General features: G+C 37.2%; 16 protein-coding genes and 1 pseudogene. 9 read left to right on the top strand and 8 right to left on the bottom strand.

Going from position 1 to position 16,565, the window contains the following annotated elements; all coding sequences use genetic code 11:
• Positions 1 to 51 precede the first annotated feature (51 nt).
• Positions 52 to 213, top strand: a pseudogene (locus AC0T5Z_RS00715) (IS6 family transposase); the annotation flags it as partial.
• 41 nt (positions 214 to 254) lie between these two features.
• Here the strand turns inward: AC0T5Z_RS00715 and AC0T5Z_RS00710 are convergent.
• The 4 genes from AC0T5Z_RS00710 to AC0T5Z_RS00695 form a co-directional block, all read right to left on the bottom strand.
• Positions 255 to 557 carry a helix-turn-helix domain-containing protein gene (locus tag AC0T5Z_RS00710; RefSeq protein WP_096902776.1) on the bottom strand — a complete coding sequence of 101 codons (303 nt, stop codon included), beginning with the start codon at positions 555 to 557 and terminating at the stop codon, positions 255 to 257.
• Entirely contained in the window at positions 550 to 906 is a 357-nt protein-coding gene (locus AC0T5Z_RS00705; RefSeq protein WP_004668307.1) for a type II toxin-antitoxin system RelE/ParE family toxin, read from the bottom strand. Before AC0T5Z_RS00705 ends, AC0T5Z_RS00710 begins: the two co-directional genes overlap by 8 nt.
• 789 nt (positions 907 to 1,695) lie before the next feature.
• Positions 1,696 to 2,825 (bottom strand): IS3-like element ISAcsp5 family transposase gene (locus tag AC0T5Z_RS00700; RefSeq protein ID WP_100222370.1). Its coding sequence is split into 2 segments (ribosomal slippage): positions 1,696 to 2,573 and positions 2,573 to 2,825, totalling 1,131 coding nucleotides; the frame shifts between segments, so codons are not numbered across the junction.
• 85 nt (positions 2,826 to 2,910) lie between these two features.
• Positions 2,911 to 4,632 carry a DUF262 domain-containing protein gene (locus AC0T5Z_RS00695; protein WP_473786250.1) on the bottom strand — a complete coding sequence of 574 codons (1,722 nt, stop codon included), beginning with the start codon at positions 4,630 to 4,632 and terminating at the stop codon, positions 2,911 to 2,913.
• A 127-nt stretch (positions 4,633 to 4,759) separates the two neighbouring features.
• Between AC0T5Z_RS00695 and AC0T5Z_RS00690 the strand changes: the two genes are divergently transcribed.
• Entirely contained in the window at positions 4,760 to 5,215 is a 456-nt protein-coding gene (locus tag AC0T5Z_RS00690; RefSeq protein WP_004973749.1) for a helix-turn-helix domain-containing protein, read from the top strand.
• Positions 5,205 to 5,756, top strand: coding sequence for an IS630 family transposase (locus tag AC0T5Z_RS00685; protein ID WP_473786287.1), 552 nt, complete (start codon positions 5,205 to 5,207; stop codon positions 5,754 to 5,756). The genes AC0T5Z_RS00690 and AC0T5Z_RS00685 overlap by 11 nt, the downstream gene beginning before the upstream one ends.
• Before the next feature lie 32 nt (positions 5,757 to 5,788).
• Here AC0T5Z_RS00685 and AC0T5Z_RS00680 read toward each other — a convergent pair whose 3' ends face one another.
• The 4 genes from AC0T5Z_RS00680 to AC0T5Z_RS00665 all read right to left on the bottom strand — a co-directional run bounded on the left by AC0T5Z_RS00680 (position 5,789) and on the right by AC0T5Z_RS00665 (position 9,345).
• Positions 5,789 to 6,994, bottom strand: coding sequence for an IS256 family transposase (locus AC0T5Z_RS00680; RefSeq protein ID WP_160127165.1), 1,206 nt, complete (start codon positions 6,992 to 6,994; stop codon positions 5,789 to 5,791).
• Positions 6,995 to 7,102: 108 nt separating this feature from the next.
• The gene (locus AC0T5Z_RS00675; RefSeq protein ID WP_435337856.1) at positions 7,103 to 7,906 is read right to left on the bottom strand and encodes a hypothetical protein; all 804 of its coding nucleotides are present in this window, start codon (positions 7,904 to 7,906) and stop codon (positions 7,103 to 7,105) included.
• 40 nt (positions 7,907 to 7,946) lie between these two features.
• Positions 7,947 to 9,076, bottom strand: a protein-coding gene (locus AC0T5Z_RS00670; RefSeq protein ID WP_100222370.1) for an IS3-like element ISAcsp5 family transposase whose coding sequence is annotated in 2 segments (ribosomal slippage) — positions 7,947 to 8,824 and positions 8,824 to 9,076 — 1,131 coding nt in all. Because the reading frame shifts where the segments join, the coding sequence is not laid out codon by codon here.
• A gap of 74 nt (positions 9,077 to 9,150) precedes the next feature.
• Complete coding sequence (locus AC0T5Z_RS00665; RefSeq protein ID WP_473786249.1) at positions 9,151 to 9,345, bottom strand: hypothetical protein; 195 nt, start codon at positions 9,343 to 9,345, stop codon at positions 9,151 to 9,153.
• Positions 9,346 to 9,701: 356 nt separating this feature from the next.
• On the opposite strand from AC0T5Z_RS00665, the gene AC0T5Z_RS00660 reads away from it, so the two are divergent.
• The 6 genes from AC0T5Z_RS00660 to AC0T5Z_RS00635 all read left to right on the top strand — a co-directional run bounded on the left by AC0T5Z_RS00660 (position 9,702) and on the right by AC0T5Z_RS00635 (position 16,174).
• On the top strand, positions 9,702 to 10,406 hold the full coding sequence (locus tag AC0T5Z_RS00660; protein ID WP_004812241.1) for an IS6-like element IS1008 family transposase: 705 nt from the start codon (positions 9,702 to 9,704) through the stop codon (positions 10,404 to 10,406).
• A gap of 128 nt (positions 10,407 to 10,534) precedes the next feature.
• Entirely contained in the window at positions 10,535 to 10,822 is a 288-nt protein-coding gene (locus AC0T5Z_RS00655) for a BrnT family toxin (protein ID WP_039890878.1), read from the top strand.
• Positions 10,809 to 11,123: a BrnA antitoxin family protein gene (locus AC0T5Z_RS00650; protein ID WP_216986651.1), complete on the top strand. Its 315-nt coding sequence runs from the start codon at positions 10,809 to 10,811 to the stop codon at positions 11,121 to 11,123. Before AC0T5Z_RS00655 ends, AC0T5Z_RS00650 begins: the two co-directional genes overlap by 14 nt.
• Positions 11,124 to 11,780: 657 nt before the next feature.
• On the top strand, positions 11,781 to 13,637 hold the full coding sequence (locus AC0T5Z_RS00645) for a copper resistance system multicopper oxidase (RefSeq protein ID WP_159138998.1): 1,857 nt from the start codon (positions 11,781 to 11,783) through the stop codon (positions 13,635 to 13,637).
• Complete coding sequence (locus AC0T5Z_RS00640; protein WP_435337813.1) at positions 13,624 to 14,613, top strand: copper resistance protein B; 990 nt, start codon at positions 13,624 to 13,626, stop codon at positions 14,611 to 14,613. The genes AC0T5Z_RS00645 and AC0T5Z_RS00640 overlap by 14 nt, the downstream gene beginning before the upstream one ends.
• Positions 14,614 to 14,848: 235 nt before the next feature.
• Positions 14,849 to 16,174, top strand: coding sequence for an ISNCY family transposase (locus AC0T5Z_RS00635; protein WP_081403899.1), 1,326 nt, complete (start codon positions 14,849 to 14,851; stop codon positions 16,172 to 16,174).
• The last annotated feature ends 391 nt before the right edge of the window (positions 16,175 to 16,565 follow it).

Below are 16,565 nucleotides of genomic sequence, written 5' to 3'. Positions count from 1 at the left end.
AAATAACCACGAATGGTAAGCTGAAGACTGTTTTAGCTAAAGGTGCAGCATATGAATCCTTTCCATGGTCGGCATTTTCAGGGCGAAATCATTCTTTGGGCTGTGCGCTGGTATTGTAAATATGGCATTAGCTATCGTGAACTGCAGGAAATGCTGGCCGAACGGGGTGTGAATGTTGATCACACGACTATTTACCGTTGGGTTCAACGTTATACGAATCTAAAAATGGGAGCCTATAGCTCCCATTTTTATTGTTAAACTTTGAATCCTATATGTTTTCCTGTTGGAAGCTCTACATCAATACGGAGCTTCCCACCCATTGCCTCAACATACTTTTTCATGGTTGAAATCTTAAGATCATTGCCACGATTTTCTATTGCTGAAAGCGATGGCTGTTTTATTCCCAAAGTTTCAGCAAGCTCTTTTTGAGAAATTTCGAGTTCTTCACGAATAAGATGAAGCTGATTTTCTAGCAGTAATTCATCAGCCATTTTTTGAATACGGGCTTGGCTCTCTGGAGAGCGGCTAGCTAACAATTCTTGCAGAGTCTTAGCCATTAGATTTATCTCCTAGGGTAGTGAGATGAAGTTGGTATTGTTCATCTGCAATATCCAGCATGTCTTTATAAAAACGCTTTTTACCGCCTTTATCAGCAATACATAGAACAATAGCCTGTCGTAAGGGATCAAATGCGAAGAAAGCTCTTAAGGGTCTACCGCGATGTTGAACACGCAGTTCTTTCATATTGGTAAATTTAGACTCATACACAGTATCTACTAAAGGACGGCCTAAACTCGGTCCCTGCTGCTGTAGAACAACCAGGGCAGCTAGGACCTTCTCTTGTGTAGGTTCATCTTGCTGTTCAAGCCACTGATTAAATAGATCTGTCGTAATGACTGTCCACATACCACAATATAGATTATAGTCTATATTTTAGGGGCATTATGTTTGTTTTGCAAATGAGAAAGGATAGGCAATAAAAAAGCCCGACATTCTGTCGGGCTTTTTCATATTGGGTGTTTAGGTATAACTCCTGTCGTACCTCACGTCCTGGTGTTGCACTTATCATTATTGTTTTATGTGTTGGAACATCCTGTTCTCTATGTCCCCATCATATGAAAAATCCCCATACTGACATAGACGCAATGCTCCCTAATTCATGTCAGCTTTGGCTTACAAGATTGCTCAAAACTTACCCCAAGGCTTATCCGCAGAAATTGCGGATAATTTCCGAGGTGCAGGCATTGAGTTATCAGGGAAAAAGCGAAATATGAATGTTTTTTGATCAATTCTATTGGCAAGAACTATCAAAAACGATCATAAAAAAGCCGACTTGTTTCAAAATCGACTTTTTGCTGATTTCTTAGTCATGACTAAATTTTTAAGTTATTGATTTTCAAATTAATATACAAGTGTATTGCGTATAAGCTCTATTATGTTAAATGGAGTTATATACCTCCAATAATTTCAAATAAGGATTCCTTCAATTCTTTGAAAAAGGAATTTCTTGAAAACTTTAGAGTAGGTAGTACTAAATGAACTCACTCAATGTTCACCATCAACTTAATGGTTATTAGGAACTTTGAGTGAGCTTAAATTTTTATTCCATTTCTAGTACTTATTTTTAATGTGGTTCCGTTAATTAGACCACTCAATTCAGTTTTATAAGTGATAAATCCGCTCTAAATATTTAAATTATGCTGCCATTACTTTTAGTAAATGTTGATCATAAAATTCATCCGGTGTTGCCTTATTCAAACTTGAATGAGGACGTATCATGTTATAAAAATCCAAATATTCAGCAATTGATTGTTTCGCTTGTTTAACCGTATCGTAAGCCTTCAAATAGACTTCCTCATGCTTCACGCTGCGCCATAAACGCTCAATCATTACATTATCCATCCATCGTCCTTTCCCATCCATACTGATACGGATATTTCGCAATTTTAACTCATTCAAAAATGCCTCGCTTGTGAATTGACTGCCTTGGTCTGTATTAAACACCTCAGGACAACCATATTTCACAATTGCTTCTTGCAACGCATCTATGCAAAAGCCTGTTTCCATACTGATCGATACACGATGAGCCAGTACTTTACGACTATGCCAATCTATAATTGCACACAGATAGACAAAGCCTTTAGCCATAGGAATGTACGTTATATCTGTACACCAGACTTGATTAGAGTGATCGATGACCATGTTTTTCAACAGATATGGGAAAATACGGTGTGCAAGATTAGGCTTACTGGTATTGGGTTTTGGATACAAGGCATGTATTCCCATCAAGCGCATTAAACGTCGGACTTTACGCCGACCTATTTGATGCCCTTGACGCTGTAGCATATCTCGTATCATTCGACTGCCCATAAAGGGGTAGTCGAGATGAATTTCATCGATCAGGCGCATCAAACTCAAATCAGTTGATGAAATCTCTTTGGACTTGTAATACAACGTACTGCGATTGATTTGAATCAATTGCGATTGTTGTCGTACCGAAAGTTGATGGGTCTTATCGATCATTTTTTGCCGCTCAGCTGCCCTATTTTTCTGAGCGCACCTTCTAAAAAATCAATTTGCAATGCCTGATGTCCTATCTTGGCATGTAGAGCTTTGAGGTCAATCTCTGGTTCTTGTTGTGCTGTTGGTCGTGAAAAAATATTGACTGATTGCTCAAGCAGTTGATTTTTCCAATCGATGATTTGGTTTTGATGTAAATCGAATTGAGTAGAAAGTTCAGCGAGTGTGTGGTCGCCTTTAATTGCTGCGAGAGCAACTTTAACTTTAAACTCTGCTGAATGATTACGACGTTTTCTTCGTGTCATGGTTGACTCCAAAAACAAGCATTTCCCATGCTTATTGGGGAGTAGATTATCACTTATAGGCGTGGTCTAAAATCCTAGAACCACATCATTTTAAAATTTCATAGAGTTTATTAAATAAGATATTTTTTCTTGCAATAAAGAATTTATCAAACTCAGTAATTGCAAAATCACATTCTAATGGTAGTAAATGATTTACTAAGAAATTGTCTTTAAAAGACCCTTTATCAATAGTTTCATTCTCAATCCATTTATCTAAATGTAAATTATTTTTTGACATATTTTCATTTGAATCAAGCATTTGTAAGTTAACTATAGAGTTGTACTCTCTCCAACTGTATTTGGTTTTATCTTCATTAGATAAGTTTTTGAACTCATCTTGAGGATGTAAGTGATCTTTATGGAAAGAATTATTTTTATAATCTAAATGTGGAAATAATAAAGCCAATATAGAAAAGGATTGGGCTTCTTCGTATTGAATATTTAATAACTCTTCAATAAATTCACTTCCAATACTGATATCTTTTTTCACAAATGAAAAAATTTCTTGTATTGGGTATGAAGATGTTGTTAATTTTTCAGGGCTAAAAGCTCTTCTTATTTGGGAAAGTACAGAGTCAGATGTTCCACTAAAAAGTTGTTTTAATAGACTTATATGCAACCATTTTTTAATTTCAAGTCGTTGATTTTTATATTCAATTTTAGTGCTAAAATCTTTATAAATTTTATTGTGGTATATCCAGTAAACTATTGGAAGAATAGAATTTTTAGATGTTAATGTGTAGTCATTAAAGCCAAACACTTTAAGTAAGTTGAAAGTTTCTAAGAGAGCATCTCTTATCTCATCCCATTTTTTCTCAAATAATTGAGCATTTTCTTTCGAGAAATTATTAACTTTGAATTTAATATCAGTGCTATATAAATAAAGAAAAGTCTTTAAAATTAAATCCTTACTAATACTAAAGCCTTTATCTCTGATGTTGTCTACTAATTGATGAATTTCTTTTCTAGCATCTTTTTTTTCCCAATTAGCAACAGCAATAGACATGATCAAGTCTGAAAAACTTAAAGGTTCACCACCACTGTTTATACGTATAAAAATATTTAAAGCTTTATCAATATTTTGATCTTTTTCTAAAAAGAAATTAATTAGTTTGTAGTCATTAATTGTTCGCTTAAGTTGGCGAATAGCTTTTCTTGCAAATGCTCCATTTAAGTTTTCGACAAAATTATCTAAATCTTCATCATTTGTTAAATTGAGAATTTCACCTACTTTAAACCAATTAACATTGGTACTTGATTTATATATTATTTGGTTCTTTGTATCTTGATTTCTTAAAAATTTAAACTCATATACTCTACCATCTTCTTCATTATTAAGTTCTTGATCTATATTCAAATAAAGCTGTCTTGTTGGTATCGATACTTCAGTATTTTCCCATTTTTTTCTATATTCTTTATATGCAAAACTACCCTTTAATCCTAAATATAAAGATGTTAGTCGCTGTTGACCATCTAAAATTGCATTAAAAGATGTTAAACCATTTGTAGATATTTCATCATTATGTGTTTTATACCTTTCTCGATATTCAGATATAAATTTATAAAATTTATATCCTTTAGCTGTTTGTTCATTTACTTCCCAAAATAAAAAAGAACTAATTGGATAGTTTCTCATTATTGAATCGAATAACCATTCAACTTTGTCATGTGACCAAACAAATTCACGTTGTATTGCTGGTAGTAAATATTTGTTTTGATCTATATTTAGAATAGCTTCAGATATACTTATTGGGGTTTGGAATGACACAAGCAACTCTTTGAAATTAATAAGATATGAATGTTAATTATACTTTATTTGTTAAGCTCTTACAGATAAGTTGACAAAAATAACTAATCATGCGAAAAAAGTTTTTTTAGTTAACAGATGTTCACACATGCCTCGAATTGTTTCTGTACCACTTAGTTTAGAACAGCGAGAACGACTCATTTTTCTGGCCAAGCATGCAAAACATTGGCGTGAAAGACAACGTGCCCAAACTATTCTCTGGCTTTCTGAAGGTAAAAGTGTTGCGGAAGTTGCCACTCTACAAGAACGTATCCCAGAAACCATAAGGCTACAACGCCGACGTTGGGAATTGTATGAGTTTGAATCGATTAAAGAAGGTCATCGCTCAGGTCGGCCCAATACATTGATCTCAGACTATCAGGCGAAAATCCTAGATTGGGTCAATACAAGTCCACTCAATGCAGAACAAATCCGAGTCAAACTACATGAAGAATACGAAGTGTCCGTGTCTGTTGAAACCATTCGTAAGTTTTTACGTGATTCAGGTATGGTCTTCAAGCGTACCCGTCATAGCTTGAAAAAAAAGAGATCCGATTGCATTTGAACAAGCAACACAGCAGATTGAAAAATTACGAGAGCAAGCGGCACGTGGTGAAATTATATTAGGTTATGTTGATGAAACAGGGTTTTCATCTACACCTGATAACCGCTATGCGTGGACAAAGATAGCTGATGTTCATGCGGTTGATGCAATAAGATTAAAACGAGTTAATGTCATGGGGTGTTTGCTTTCAACGGGGAAACTGGTGACAAGTTGTTTACAAGAGTCAGTTACAAGCACTTGGTTTTATGCCTATTTAACTGGAATAGCTCAACAAGTAAAACAGACTTATAACCTTCCATTGGTTCTTATTGTTGATAATGCCTCGATTCATAGAAGTAAAAAGATGGCTGATTACAGAGAGCTACTTAAAAGTAACTTTTCGACGAATTTGTATTTTATTCCAGCTTATAGCCCTGAGTTAAATCGAATCGAGATGGTATGGAAGCAGATGAAATATTATTGGCGAGATTTTCAAGTCATGACAGCTGATAAAATAGAGCAATGGGTGGAGAGAGTATCAAACCAATTCGGAAAAGAATGAGGGCGTTCAAAATTCTGTGTCAGTAAATTTGACTAGATTTTAATTATATCATCTAATCGACCTTCAAAGTAAATGGATAATTGAGTAATCGTTTGTCCCCATTCCTGAATAGGCATTGTCCATTTTTCTGATGCCTGTTGAATACCAATATACAGTAATTTCATCAGACTATCCTCATTGGGGAAAGCTCCTTTGGTTTTGGTTAGTTTGCGGAATTGACGATGTACGGCTTCAACGGCATTGGTGGTGTAAATCGGCTTCCTAATCGCTTTAGGGTATTTGAAATAGGCGGATAGTAGATGCCATTTGGTACGCCATGACTGAATGACCACACCATATTTTTCGCCCCATTTTTCTTCTAGCTCATCCAGTGCTACTTCTGCCGCCCCTTTGGTATCAGCACGGTAAATTGGCTTTAAATCAGCCATAAATGCCTTCTGATCTTTACTGGCAACATAGCGTAAAGAATTACGAATTTGATGAACGATACACAGTTGTATTTCTGTTTGAGGGTAAATCGCTGCTATGGCTTCGGGGAAACCTTTTAGTCCATCTACACAGGCAATCAGAATATCCTGAACACCACGATTTTGTAGGTCTGTCAGTACACTAAGCCAATGGTTCGCCCCTTCGCTTTCCGATAAATACAAGCCGAGTAGTTCCTTCTTACCTTCAACATTTAAAGCTAAAATGGTATAGATCGCTTTACTCACATAAACACCTTTATCCTTCACTTTGTAATGTATGGCATCTAACCAAACAAAGGGATAAATTGTATCGAGTGGGCGTTGTTTCCATGCTTGTAACTGAGGGAGGAGCTTATCTGTAATATTGGTGATAGCACCATCTGAAATCTCCAATCCATACATATCAGCAACATGCTTTTGAATATCACGATAGCTCATACCAAGTGCATAGAGTGATATGATTTTATTGTCAATTTCTTCTGATAATTTGGTCTGGTTCTTTTTAACTAACTGTGGCTCAAATTCACCATTTCGATCTCTAGGGGTTTCAAGCTCAAATGAACCTGATGTAGATTTTACTGTCTTGCGAGTATAGCCATTGCGGCGATTACCTTGTTTCGGATTCGCTTCAATGTAATTCTCGATTTCTGCTTCAAGAGCAGCTTCGGTCAGTTGTTTAATTAAAGGGGTGAGTATGCCATTTTCTCCAGTCAGTGCTTGTCCTGACTGGAGTTGTTTTAAGGCTGTTTCAAAATCAAATGTAGTTGCCATAATGCATCATTCCTGTTTTTAACAGTTTAAGGAAATGACACAGTTTTTTGAACACTACCAAAAGAATACATGTTTACTTTTTAATGACAGCTTACAGACTTCCATAAATTAATTAGAAATATTGGTTTTTATATATCCTTTTTCTTTAGTAAATATCCATTTAATAGAGTAATCATCTTTTTTTACAGTAATAAAGTTTCCATCAGGATCATATTGAGGAATATCGCCCCTATAACGCACAAAAATTGGAAAGTTTGGACTATTATCATTATAAATTGAATAACTAGCTTGATATGCAAAATGTGTAGGAGAGCTTTCATCTTGGAAGGTATCCTCTGCTCCTCCCTCGATATAATCAATGGTAATGTAATCATCTTCATTCAAACGAATGACATTCCAGTAAGAATGAAATGGATCTCCTACCCCAAGACTAACGGTACTTTCACTAAAAATGCCGACTAAATCTTTACCTAATTTTACTACTGGATATTGATATTCTTTTTCATCATACAAAGTATCCCAAAAGACACCAGCTGGCACACCTACATTTCCTGTTGGCTTTATGTCTTCAGAAGTTCTAGATATTAATTGAAATAGATTTCCTTTCTTTTTAAATATATATAAATCTAGTAGTGCTTCTTGAGGCCTACGCTCGACAATTCCCCAATCATCTGTTAATCCGACAATTACAATTCCTACAAGAAATCGCTCTTCATTTTTGGAATTATAATATCTTCTAATATCACCTAAATATGCACCATACATTTCTTGTTCAGAGTGCATATAATGATTTTCTAGCTTGTCTAATTTTTTTGGTTTTTTTAATAAAGTACTATTTTCTATGTCTTTTCTTTTTTGATTTTTATCATAAAGACTAAATGATAATGTGGTTCCGTTAATTAGACCACTCAATTCAGTTTTATAAGTGATAAATCCGCTCTAAATATTTAAATTATGCTGCCATTACTTTTAGTAAATGTTGATCATAAAATTCATCCGGTGTTGCCTTATTCAAACTTGAATGAGGACGTATCATGTTATAAAAATCCAAATATTCAGCAATTGATTGTTTCGCTTGTTTAACCGTATCGTAAGCCTTCAAATAGACTTCCTCATGCTTCACGCTGCGCCATAAACGCTCAATCATTACATTATCCATCCATCGTCCTTTCCCATCCATACTGATACGGATATTTCGCAATTTTAACTCATTCAAAAATGCCTCGCTTGTGAATTGACTGCCTTGGTCTGTATTAAACACCTCTGGACAACCATATTTCACAATTGCTTCTTGCAACGCATCTATGCAAAAGCCTGTTTCCATACTGATCGATACACGATGAGCCAGTACTTTACGACTATGCCAATCTATAATTGCACACAGATAGACAAAGCCTTTAGCCATAGGAATGTACGTTATATCTGTACACCAGACTTGATTAGAGTGATCGATGACCATGTTTTTCAACAGATATGGGAAAATACGGTGTGCAAGATTAGGCTTACTGGTATTGGGTTTTGGATACAAGGCATGTATTCCCATCAAGCGCATTAAACGTCGGACTTTACGCCGACCTATTTGATGCCCTTGACGCTGTAGCATATCTCGTATCATTCGACTGCCCATAAAGGGGTAGTCGAGATGAATTTCATCGATCAGGCGCATCAAACTCAAATCAGTTGATGAAATCTCTTTGGACTTGTAATACAACGTACTGCGATTGATTTGAATCAATTGCGATTGTTGTCGTACCGAAAGTTGATGGGTCTTATCGATCATTTTTTGCCGCTCAGCTGCCCTATTTTTCTGAGCGCACCTTCTAAAAAATCAATTTGCAATGCCTGATGTCCTATCTTGGCATGTAGAGCTTTGAGGTCAATCTCTGGTTCTTGTTGTGCTGTTGGTCGTGAAAAAATATTGACTGATTGCTCAAGCAGTTGATTTTTCCAATCGATGATTTGGTTTTGATGTAAATCGAATTGAGTAGAAAGTTCAGCGAGTGTGTGGTCGCCTTTAATTGCTGCGAGAGCAACTTTAACTTTAAACTCTGCTGAATGATTACGACGTTTTCTTCGTGTCATGGTTGACTCCAAAAACAAGCATTTCCCATGCTTATTGGGGAGTAGATTATCACTTATAGGCGTGGTCTAAAATCCTAGAACCACATCAATGATTCTCCATCTTCATAATCAATCTCAGTAATTTTTCCTTGAGTAAATTGACCTTCATAAAGACTTCTAATAATTTCTTTAAAGGTAAGTTCTTCAATTTCAATTTTTTTTAAATTTTCAAATCCAGCAAAAACTTGTTGACTAGCACATAGCATTAAAATGCAGAAAAGTTTAAACATGATATTCCCTTAAAAGTGAAAATTTTTAATTTATCTAAAATTAACATAATACACCTTATACGAAAGGTGTTCTAATTTTCCTTAGAAATCAATGCTGTAGTTTCTAGTTTATAGCCCAATCACACCCGATTGGGCTTTTTTATGATTTTTCATGTTTCACGATCAAAAAACAATCAATGTTCCACGGTTTTATTTAGCTTTGGCGAATAATCAATGGATGCCATTGAAGCCTTTTAGGTCTTCCGTTTTCTCAAAAATGAAGTCTCTACGATCCAGGATTAGGCAGTTTTTATGGCACTGTTGCAAATAGGCTGACATGATAAGCTAAATATCTTATTTATTTCGAGATACAGCAGATGAATCCCTTCCATGGTCGGCACTTTCAAGGTGAAATCATTCTTTGGGCTGTTCGTTGGTATTGTAAATATGGCATCAGCTATCGTGAACTTCAAGAAATGCTCGCTGAACGAGGCATAAATGTGGATCACAGTACAATTTATCGTTGGGTTCAGCGTTATGCTCCAAAAATGGAAAAACGCTTACGCTGGTATTGGCGTAATCCTACAGATTTACATTCATGGCATATGGATGAGACTTATATCAAAGTGAAGGGGCGATGGACTTACCTGTATCGTGCAGTTGATCAACATGGTCATACGATTGACTTTTACCTTTCCGCTAGACGGAACAGTAAATCAGCCTATTGTTTTTTAGGAAAGATCTTCAATACGGTGAAAAAATGGCAAATTCCACGGGTCATCAATACAGATAAAGCAGCGACCTATGGCCATGCTTTATCACGGTTAAAGCGAGAAGGAAAATGTCCAGTAGATATTGAGCACAGGCAGATTAAGTATAAAAATAATGTCATTGAATGTGATCATGGTAAGTTAAAGCGGATCATCAGGGCCACATTAGGATTCAAATCTATGAAGACGGCTTATGCCACAATTAAAGGTATTGAAGTCATGCGTGCACTACGTAAAGGACAAGCATCGTCATTTTATTATGGTCAGCCTCAGGGTGAAGTGTGTCTAATCAACAGGGTTTTCGGTCTCTAAGTACTTTTTAAAGGGAACATCATCGACTCAAATCTCTATTTGCAACAGTGCCCTAAAAATTACGCTTCTCAACTTGAGTGATACAATTTTGTGATACATTATTGTATATACAAATTTGAATGTTTTTTATGGAACAGTATTTCGAATGGGATGAGGCAAAGAATCGAAAGAATCAGAAAAAACACGATGTCTCTTTCGAAACGGCAAGCCTTGTTTTTGAAGATCCACTGAGGATCTCAATCCAAGACAGACATACCGATGGTGAAGAACGTTGGCAAACCATTGGAAAAGTAAAAGGCGTACTAATGCTGTTAGTAGCTCACACCATCTTTGATGAAGATGACTGTGAAATCATACGAATCATTAGTGCAAGACAGGTAACTAAAGCGGAGCGAGATAAATATGAGCATGGTTAGATACTCACGCAAAGAACTGAATGAAAAATTCAGCGACAAGCAAGATGCTGAAATTGAACGCTTGCTTGCTAAGGGAACGGTTCCTGACGATCAGCTAGATCTCTCAGATATTCCTGAAGTTGCCGACTGGAGTAATGGTGTACGCCAAAATCAATTCTATCGTCCAGTGAAGCAACAGACTTCCATCCGTTTAGATGCTGATGTACTTGCATGGTTTAAAGCTCAAGGCAAAGGCTATCAAACACGAATGAATGAAATTTTACGGGATGCCATGCTAAAAGAATTAAAAAATCATCAATAAAAATGGGAGCTTAGGCTCCCATTTTTGACTGCGTATAAGGTGTATTATGTTAATTTTAGAGAAACTACTAAATTATATTGAGTTGTAAATAGTTGAAATTCCGTTAAGATATATTGGATTAAATTCTATTCCTAGATAGCATTCGTGTTGACTCATCTCTCCAAAAAACTTTGGTTTTGTTTTCTTATGGTTTTTGCCATAGGATGGAGTAGTGTGTCTGTTGCATCAGTAAAGATAATGCATATCAATATGCAAACTGAAATGAGCCAAGATCATTGTTTAGATCAAGCACAGCAAGTCACTCAACATGGTATTAATCACGAAGTACAGACGAATACCGATTGCCATAATCATTTAGCTATTAATCACGAAGTACAGACGAATACCGATTGCCATAATCATTTAGCTATTAATCAGAATATAGATCACAAAAAGTGTCAGGAATGTTCTAGCTTATCCTGCCAGACACAGATCTCATGTCTTCATTCTTTGCAAAGCTCGCTAGATCCCCTAGATACCTTCTATTCTATAGATCAGCCTAATTTTTATTACCTCAACCAATATCTAAATGGGTATTGGCAAGAAATTTCACGTCCTCCTAAAACTTAACCAATTTTTTTTAAAATTTATTTATTTTTCAAAAATTAAGGTTAAGTTATGTCTCATAAAATTAGTTCGTACCTATTAGCAGGTATTTGTTTTGCATCGTCGCCTTTGGTTTTTGCCGAAGTGCGTGAATATCAGCTTGTTATTGATGAAGCAGTGGTCAGCCCAACTGGAAAGCCTGTAAAGCGCATTACCGTAAATGGTCAATTTCCTGCGCCTTTGCTTGAGTTTGAAGAGGGTGATGAAGCCATCATTCGCGTGAAAAATAATTTAAAAAACCAAGATTCTTCTATTCATTGGCACGGACTGTTGTTGCCGGGCATTATGGATGGTGTACCAGGATTTAATGGTTTTAACGGTATTAAGCCTCAAAGCGAGTATGTTTATAAATTCAAGATTCGCCAAAGCGGGACTTATTGGTATCATGCTCATTCTAAAGGACAGGAACAAGACGGCTTATATGGTTCTTTTGTGATTTATCCAAAAGGTAAAACACCATTGGCAGCACATGAAAAAGCTGAACGTGACTATGTGGTGATGTTGTCAGATTTTCATGAAAAAACCAGTGATCAAATTCAGAAAGATCTTAAAATTTCAGCTGAATATTATCAAGATCAGCGTGAAACCTTGGGTGATGTTTGGAAGCAGGTTAAACGTGATGGCATAAAAGCGACATGGTCTGACCGCAAAATGTGGAATCAGATGCGTATGCTAAAAACCGACATGTCGGATGTTACAGGTTATACCTTCCTCATTAATGGCAAAACACCTGAACAAAATTGGACAGGAATGTTTAAACCGAATGAAAAAATTCGCCTACGTTTTGTGAATGCATCTGCGATGTCTTTCTACGATGTCCGTATTCCTAACTTGAAAATGACTGTGGTTAGTGCTGATGGTCAGCCTGTGAAACCCATTTCTGTAGATGAATTCCGTATTGGTACGGCTGAAACTTATGATGTGATTGTGGAGCCAAAAGGTGGACATTATCAAATTGAAGCTGAGTCAATTGACCGTTCAGGTTATGCGATTGGTACGCTACACAATGAACTAAATCCTGTGACACACGGCATTCATATGCCTCAGCCACGTCCACGCTCGCTTTTGACTATGGAAGATATGGGACATGGTGGTGGTGATCATTCAGGAATGGATCATTCGAAAATGAACCATGGCGATATGAAAGGCACGGATCATTCACAGCATAGCGCAGTAAAACCGACTATGGAAGATATGGGACATGGTGGTGGTGATCATTCAGGAATGGATCATTCGAAAATGAACCATGGCGATATGAAAGGCACGGATCATTCACAGCATAGCGCAGTAAAACCGCAAAAAAATGATCAAGTGGTTTATGGTTGGGCAAATGCCTCTACACCTGCAGGTAATAAAGCCTTGCAATATAGCGATTTAAAATCATTAGAGCCGCAAAAAGATACTCGTGAAGCCAGCAGTGAATTGGTCGTGCGTTTGGGCGGTACTATGGAACGTTATATTTGGACCATTAACGGTAAAAAATTTAGTGATGCTGAGCCGTTAAAAGTGAAATATGGCGAGCGTATCCGTATCAAATTTATTAATGACAGTATGATGGCGCACCCGATGCATTTACACGGTATGTTTATGCAGTTGGAGAATGGTCAAGAGTCGGTAGATATGCCAAATAAACACACATTGATCGTACCACCGGGTAAAACAGTTACGGCTTTATTAACTGCGGATGAATTGGGTGAATGGGCAATCCATTGTCATTTGTTGTATCACATGAGTGCGGGGATGATGAACAAGTTAATCGTGGCGAATGTTAGCGATGAACAAGTATCTACAATGCCAATTCAAGGTACAAATTCGACTCAAACTCAACAAGTAACTGAGCAAAAAGGAGCTGAACATGCACATCACTAATTTTGTATTGAAAGCGATTTTTTCTGTTGCGGTATTGAGTTTAACGACCTTAAGTGTGGCGCACGAAGGGCATCATTCAACTACTCAGACTGATGGAAAAAATGTACCATCAATGAATCATCAAGCCATGTCTGAGATGAATCATTCACAACATTCTGCACAAGAGCATGCACAACACATGCAGATGATGGGGAAAATGAACCATGGTCAGATGAATCATGCACAACATCAGGCAACATCTACGGTTAATCATTTACATCATGTACCAGATGCGAATACTCAGCAGAGTTCGCATTATGATCATCGCTCAGAACACGGTGCGCAAATTTATGCGATTACGACGGTGGATAATAAGTGGTTTGTCAATGAAGATGGCACAGGCGGTTTAAAGTCAGAGTTTGAAACCCGTATTGGCACAGATGAAAATAAGGTTTTTATTAAAGTTCATGCCGATAAAGAAGAATCGCATGATGCACATTATGATGCCAAACTTTTATATAGCCGTATGATTTCAGACTTTTGGGATGCACAGATTGGTGCACGTTATCGCAGTGAAAAAGTTGAACTCGATGATCATCGCAAAGACACCGAAGAAAATGTTGATGCAGTGATTGGCTTACATGGTATGGCACCATATTTCTTTGAAACTGATGCTTATCTCTATGCAGGAGAAGACAGTTATGCGGGTTTTAGTCTAGAAACGGAACGTGATTTTCTGATTACGCAAAAGTTGATTATTCAAACTTATTTAGAGTTGGATGCGATCTTTAGTGATGACTCTAAATATGCGAAAAAAACTGGTTTAAGCAGTGCAACCGCAGGGCTTGAAACTCGCTATGAAATCAGTAAAAAGATCATGCCGTATATCGACATTGCCTATGAGTATTCAAAAGGTAATGATGAAACGTCGTGGCAAATAGAATCAAACTCTGAGAAAGGTTGGTTATATGGAGCTGGTGTTAGATTTAGATTTTAATTAATTTAATGATTACTAAATAGCTTTATTTAAATAAAACTCTAGCTTAATGTGACCGGAAGCAAAATGTTAACTTATTTTGCTCCCTCCCTCCCATTTAACATAATAGAGCTTATACGAAACGTATATGTAACTCCAAAATAGAAATGTCCGGTTTCTCCAAAGTAAAAATGTCCGCTTTTAGAATATGCACTTTTGCAATTTCGTTAGCGGACGGTTTGATATGTTGGTGTCTATGTCGGATAAAGAACTTAAACGATTGTCGGTTTTGCAGGAAATCTGCGATCAACGCATAACTCAATCCCAGGCTGCTCAGCTACTTCATATCTCAGAACGTCAGATCAGACGCTTACTGCAGAAATACAAAGCTCAAGGCCCAGTTGTATTAGCCCATGCCGGTCGTGGCCGAACCAGCAACTCCAGGCTTCCTGAAGAAATCAGGCTCAAGTGCCTCAATCTTGTCGCTGAGCAACTGCATGGTTTCGGACCCACTTTAGCGCATGAAAAGCTCACCACTGTTCATGGATTTAAGATTTCAGTGGAAACACTGCGTTCCTGGATGATTGCAGCCAATTTATGGATTCCTCGCTCCAAGCGCCTGAAACGTCCATATCAGCCTCGTTACAATCGGGACTGTTATGGTGAACTGGTACAAATCGATGGCTCACACCATGACTGGTTTGAAGGACGCGCTGCTAAATGCTGCCTACTGGTGTTTATTGATGATGCCACAGGAAAATTGCAGCATTTACGCTTCTGTGAATCAGAATCAGCCTTTGACTATATGATTTCGACACGCTTGTATGTTGAACAGCATGGTAAGCCTTTAGCGTTTTACAGCGACAAACATTCAGTCTTTAGGGTGAATCAAAGCAGCAAGAAAGACACCAAGATTACCCAGTTTGGACGCGTACTCAGTACCCTGAATATCGATATCATCTTCGCTAACTCCCCTCAGGCCAAAGGACGTGTGGAACGGGCCAACAGGACACTTCAGGATCGTCTGATTAAGGAGATGCGTCTGGAAGGTATCAGTTCGATTGCCGATGCGAATAAGTGGTTGCCCTGCTTTATTGAGCAGTTCAATCTCAAGTTTGCAAAGATGGCCTTTAATCCTAAGAACTTACACCGCTCTGCCACCGAAACAGCTGAGCAATTAGATGATATTTTTACCTGGCGTGAACCCCGCAGAGTCACCAATAGCCTGACCATTACTTATGATAAATGCGTATATCTCCTAGAGAAGACAGAAGAAAATCAGAGGTTAATCGGTAAATATCTTGAGTTTCTGGAATATCCGGATGGTACTGTAGCCATCATGCATGATGGCCGAAAGATCAATTACAGCCTCTTCGATAAATTAAGTCAGCTGAATCAGCGAGAGATTGTTGAGAATAAACGGTTGGGTGCTGTTCTGAATCATATTCAACAACAGCATGAAGAACTGGAACAACAAAACAAACGCAATCGTTCTCAAAAGATGCCAAGCAGACGTGCACAGAAAACAGCAATCAAAGAACGAAATTTGAATCCTGTGCTTGACTTGGAAATGTCTGTATAGGACATTTCTATTTGGTTATTAGGTAGGACATTTCTACTTGGGAATAACAGTATATTTTAAATATATAAAAATCAGATACTTGTGTTATAGTGATAATGCTCGACGATGTCGAAAAGCTGACTTGGAAACAAGTCGGCTTTTTTTTAAACTGTTTTGATATATTCCGCCAATAAAATTGATTGTTTCTTAATCAAATTAAAACTTTCTTCAATGTTGTCAGCCTTCTCCGGTAAGAAAATATCCCCAATTTCTGCGGATAAAAAGGGGACGGTTTTTATCCGATCTTGTACGCATTTGCTTACGTCAATTCCGGCCCTTTGCGGCTATGCGGCATACTGGAATTTTTCGGCACTGTTGCAAATAGGCTGACATGATAAGCTAAATATCTTAT

Source organism: Acinetobacter pengchengensis (assembly GCF_982235305.1).
Note: the sequence above shows the minus strand (reverse complement) of the source record. Positions and strands in the feature narration are given on the sequence as shown.

What these genes read in the sequence shown, in the direction of transcription:
- AC0T5Z_RS00710 (WP_096902776.1), bottom strand. Translation starts at nt 557, where the DNA reads ATGGCTAAGACTCTGCAAGAATTGTTAGCTAGCCGCTCTCCAGAGAGC.
- AC0T5Z_RS00645 (WP_159138998.1), top strand. Translation starts at nt 11,781, where the DNA reads ATGTCTCATAAAATTAGTTCGTACCTATTAGCAGGTATTTGTTTTGCA.
- AC0T5Z_RS00635 (WP_081403899.1), top strand. Translation starts at nt 14,849, where the DNA reads ATGTCGGATAAAGAACTTAAACGATTGTCGGTTTTGCAGGAAATCTGC.
- AC0T5Z_RS00640 (WP_435337813.1), top strand. Translation starts at nt 13,624, where the DNA reads ATGCACATCACTAATTTTGTATTGAAAGCGATTTTTTCTGTTGCGGTA.
- AC0T5Z_RS00650 (WP_216986651.1), top strand. Translation starts at nt 10,809, where the DNA reads ATGAGCATGGTTAGATACTCACGCAAAGAACTGAATGAAAAATTCAGC.
- AC0T5Z_RS00690 (WP_004973749.1), top strand. Translation starts at nt 4,760, where the DNA reads ATGCCTCGAATTGTTTCTGTACCACTTAGTTTAGAACAGCGAGAACGA.
- AC0T5Z_RS00655 (WP_039890878.1), top strand. Translation starts at nt 10,535, where the DNA reads ATGGAACAGTATTTCGAATGGGATGAGGCAAAGAATCGAAAGAATCAG.
- AC0T5Z_RS00680 (WP_160127165.1), bottom strand. Translation starts at nt 6,994, where the DNA reads ATGGCAACTACATTTGATTTTGAAACAGCCTTAAAACAACTCCAGTCA.
- AC0T5Z_RS00660 (WP_004812241.1), top strand. Translation starts at nt 9,702, where the DNA reads ATGAATCCCTTCCATGGTCGGCACTTTCAAGGTGAAATCATTCTTTGG.
- AC0T5Z_RS00665 (WP_473786249.1), bottom strand. Translation starts at nt 9,345, where the DNA reads ATGTTTAAACTTTTCTGCATTTTAATGCTATGTGCTAGTCAACAAGTT.
- AC0T5Z_RS00705 (WP_004668307.1), bottom strand. Translation starts at nt 906, where the DNA reads ATGTGGACAGTCATTACGACAGATCTATTTAATCAGTGGCTTGAACAG.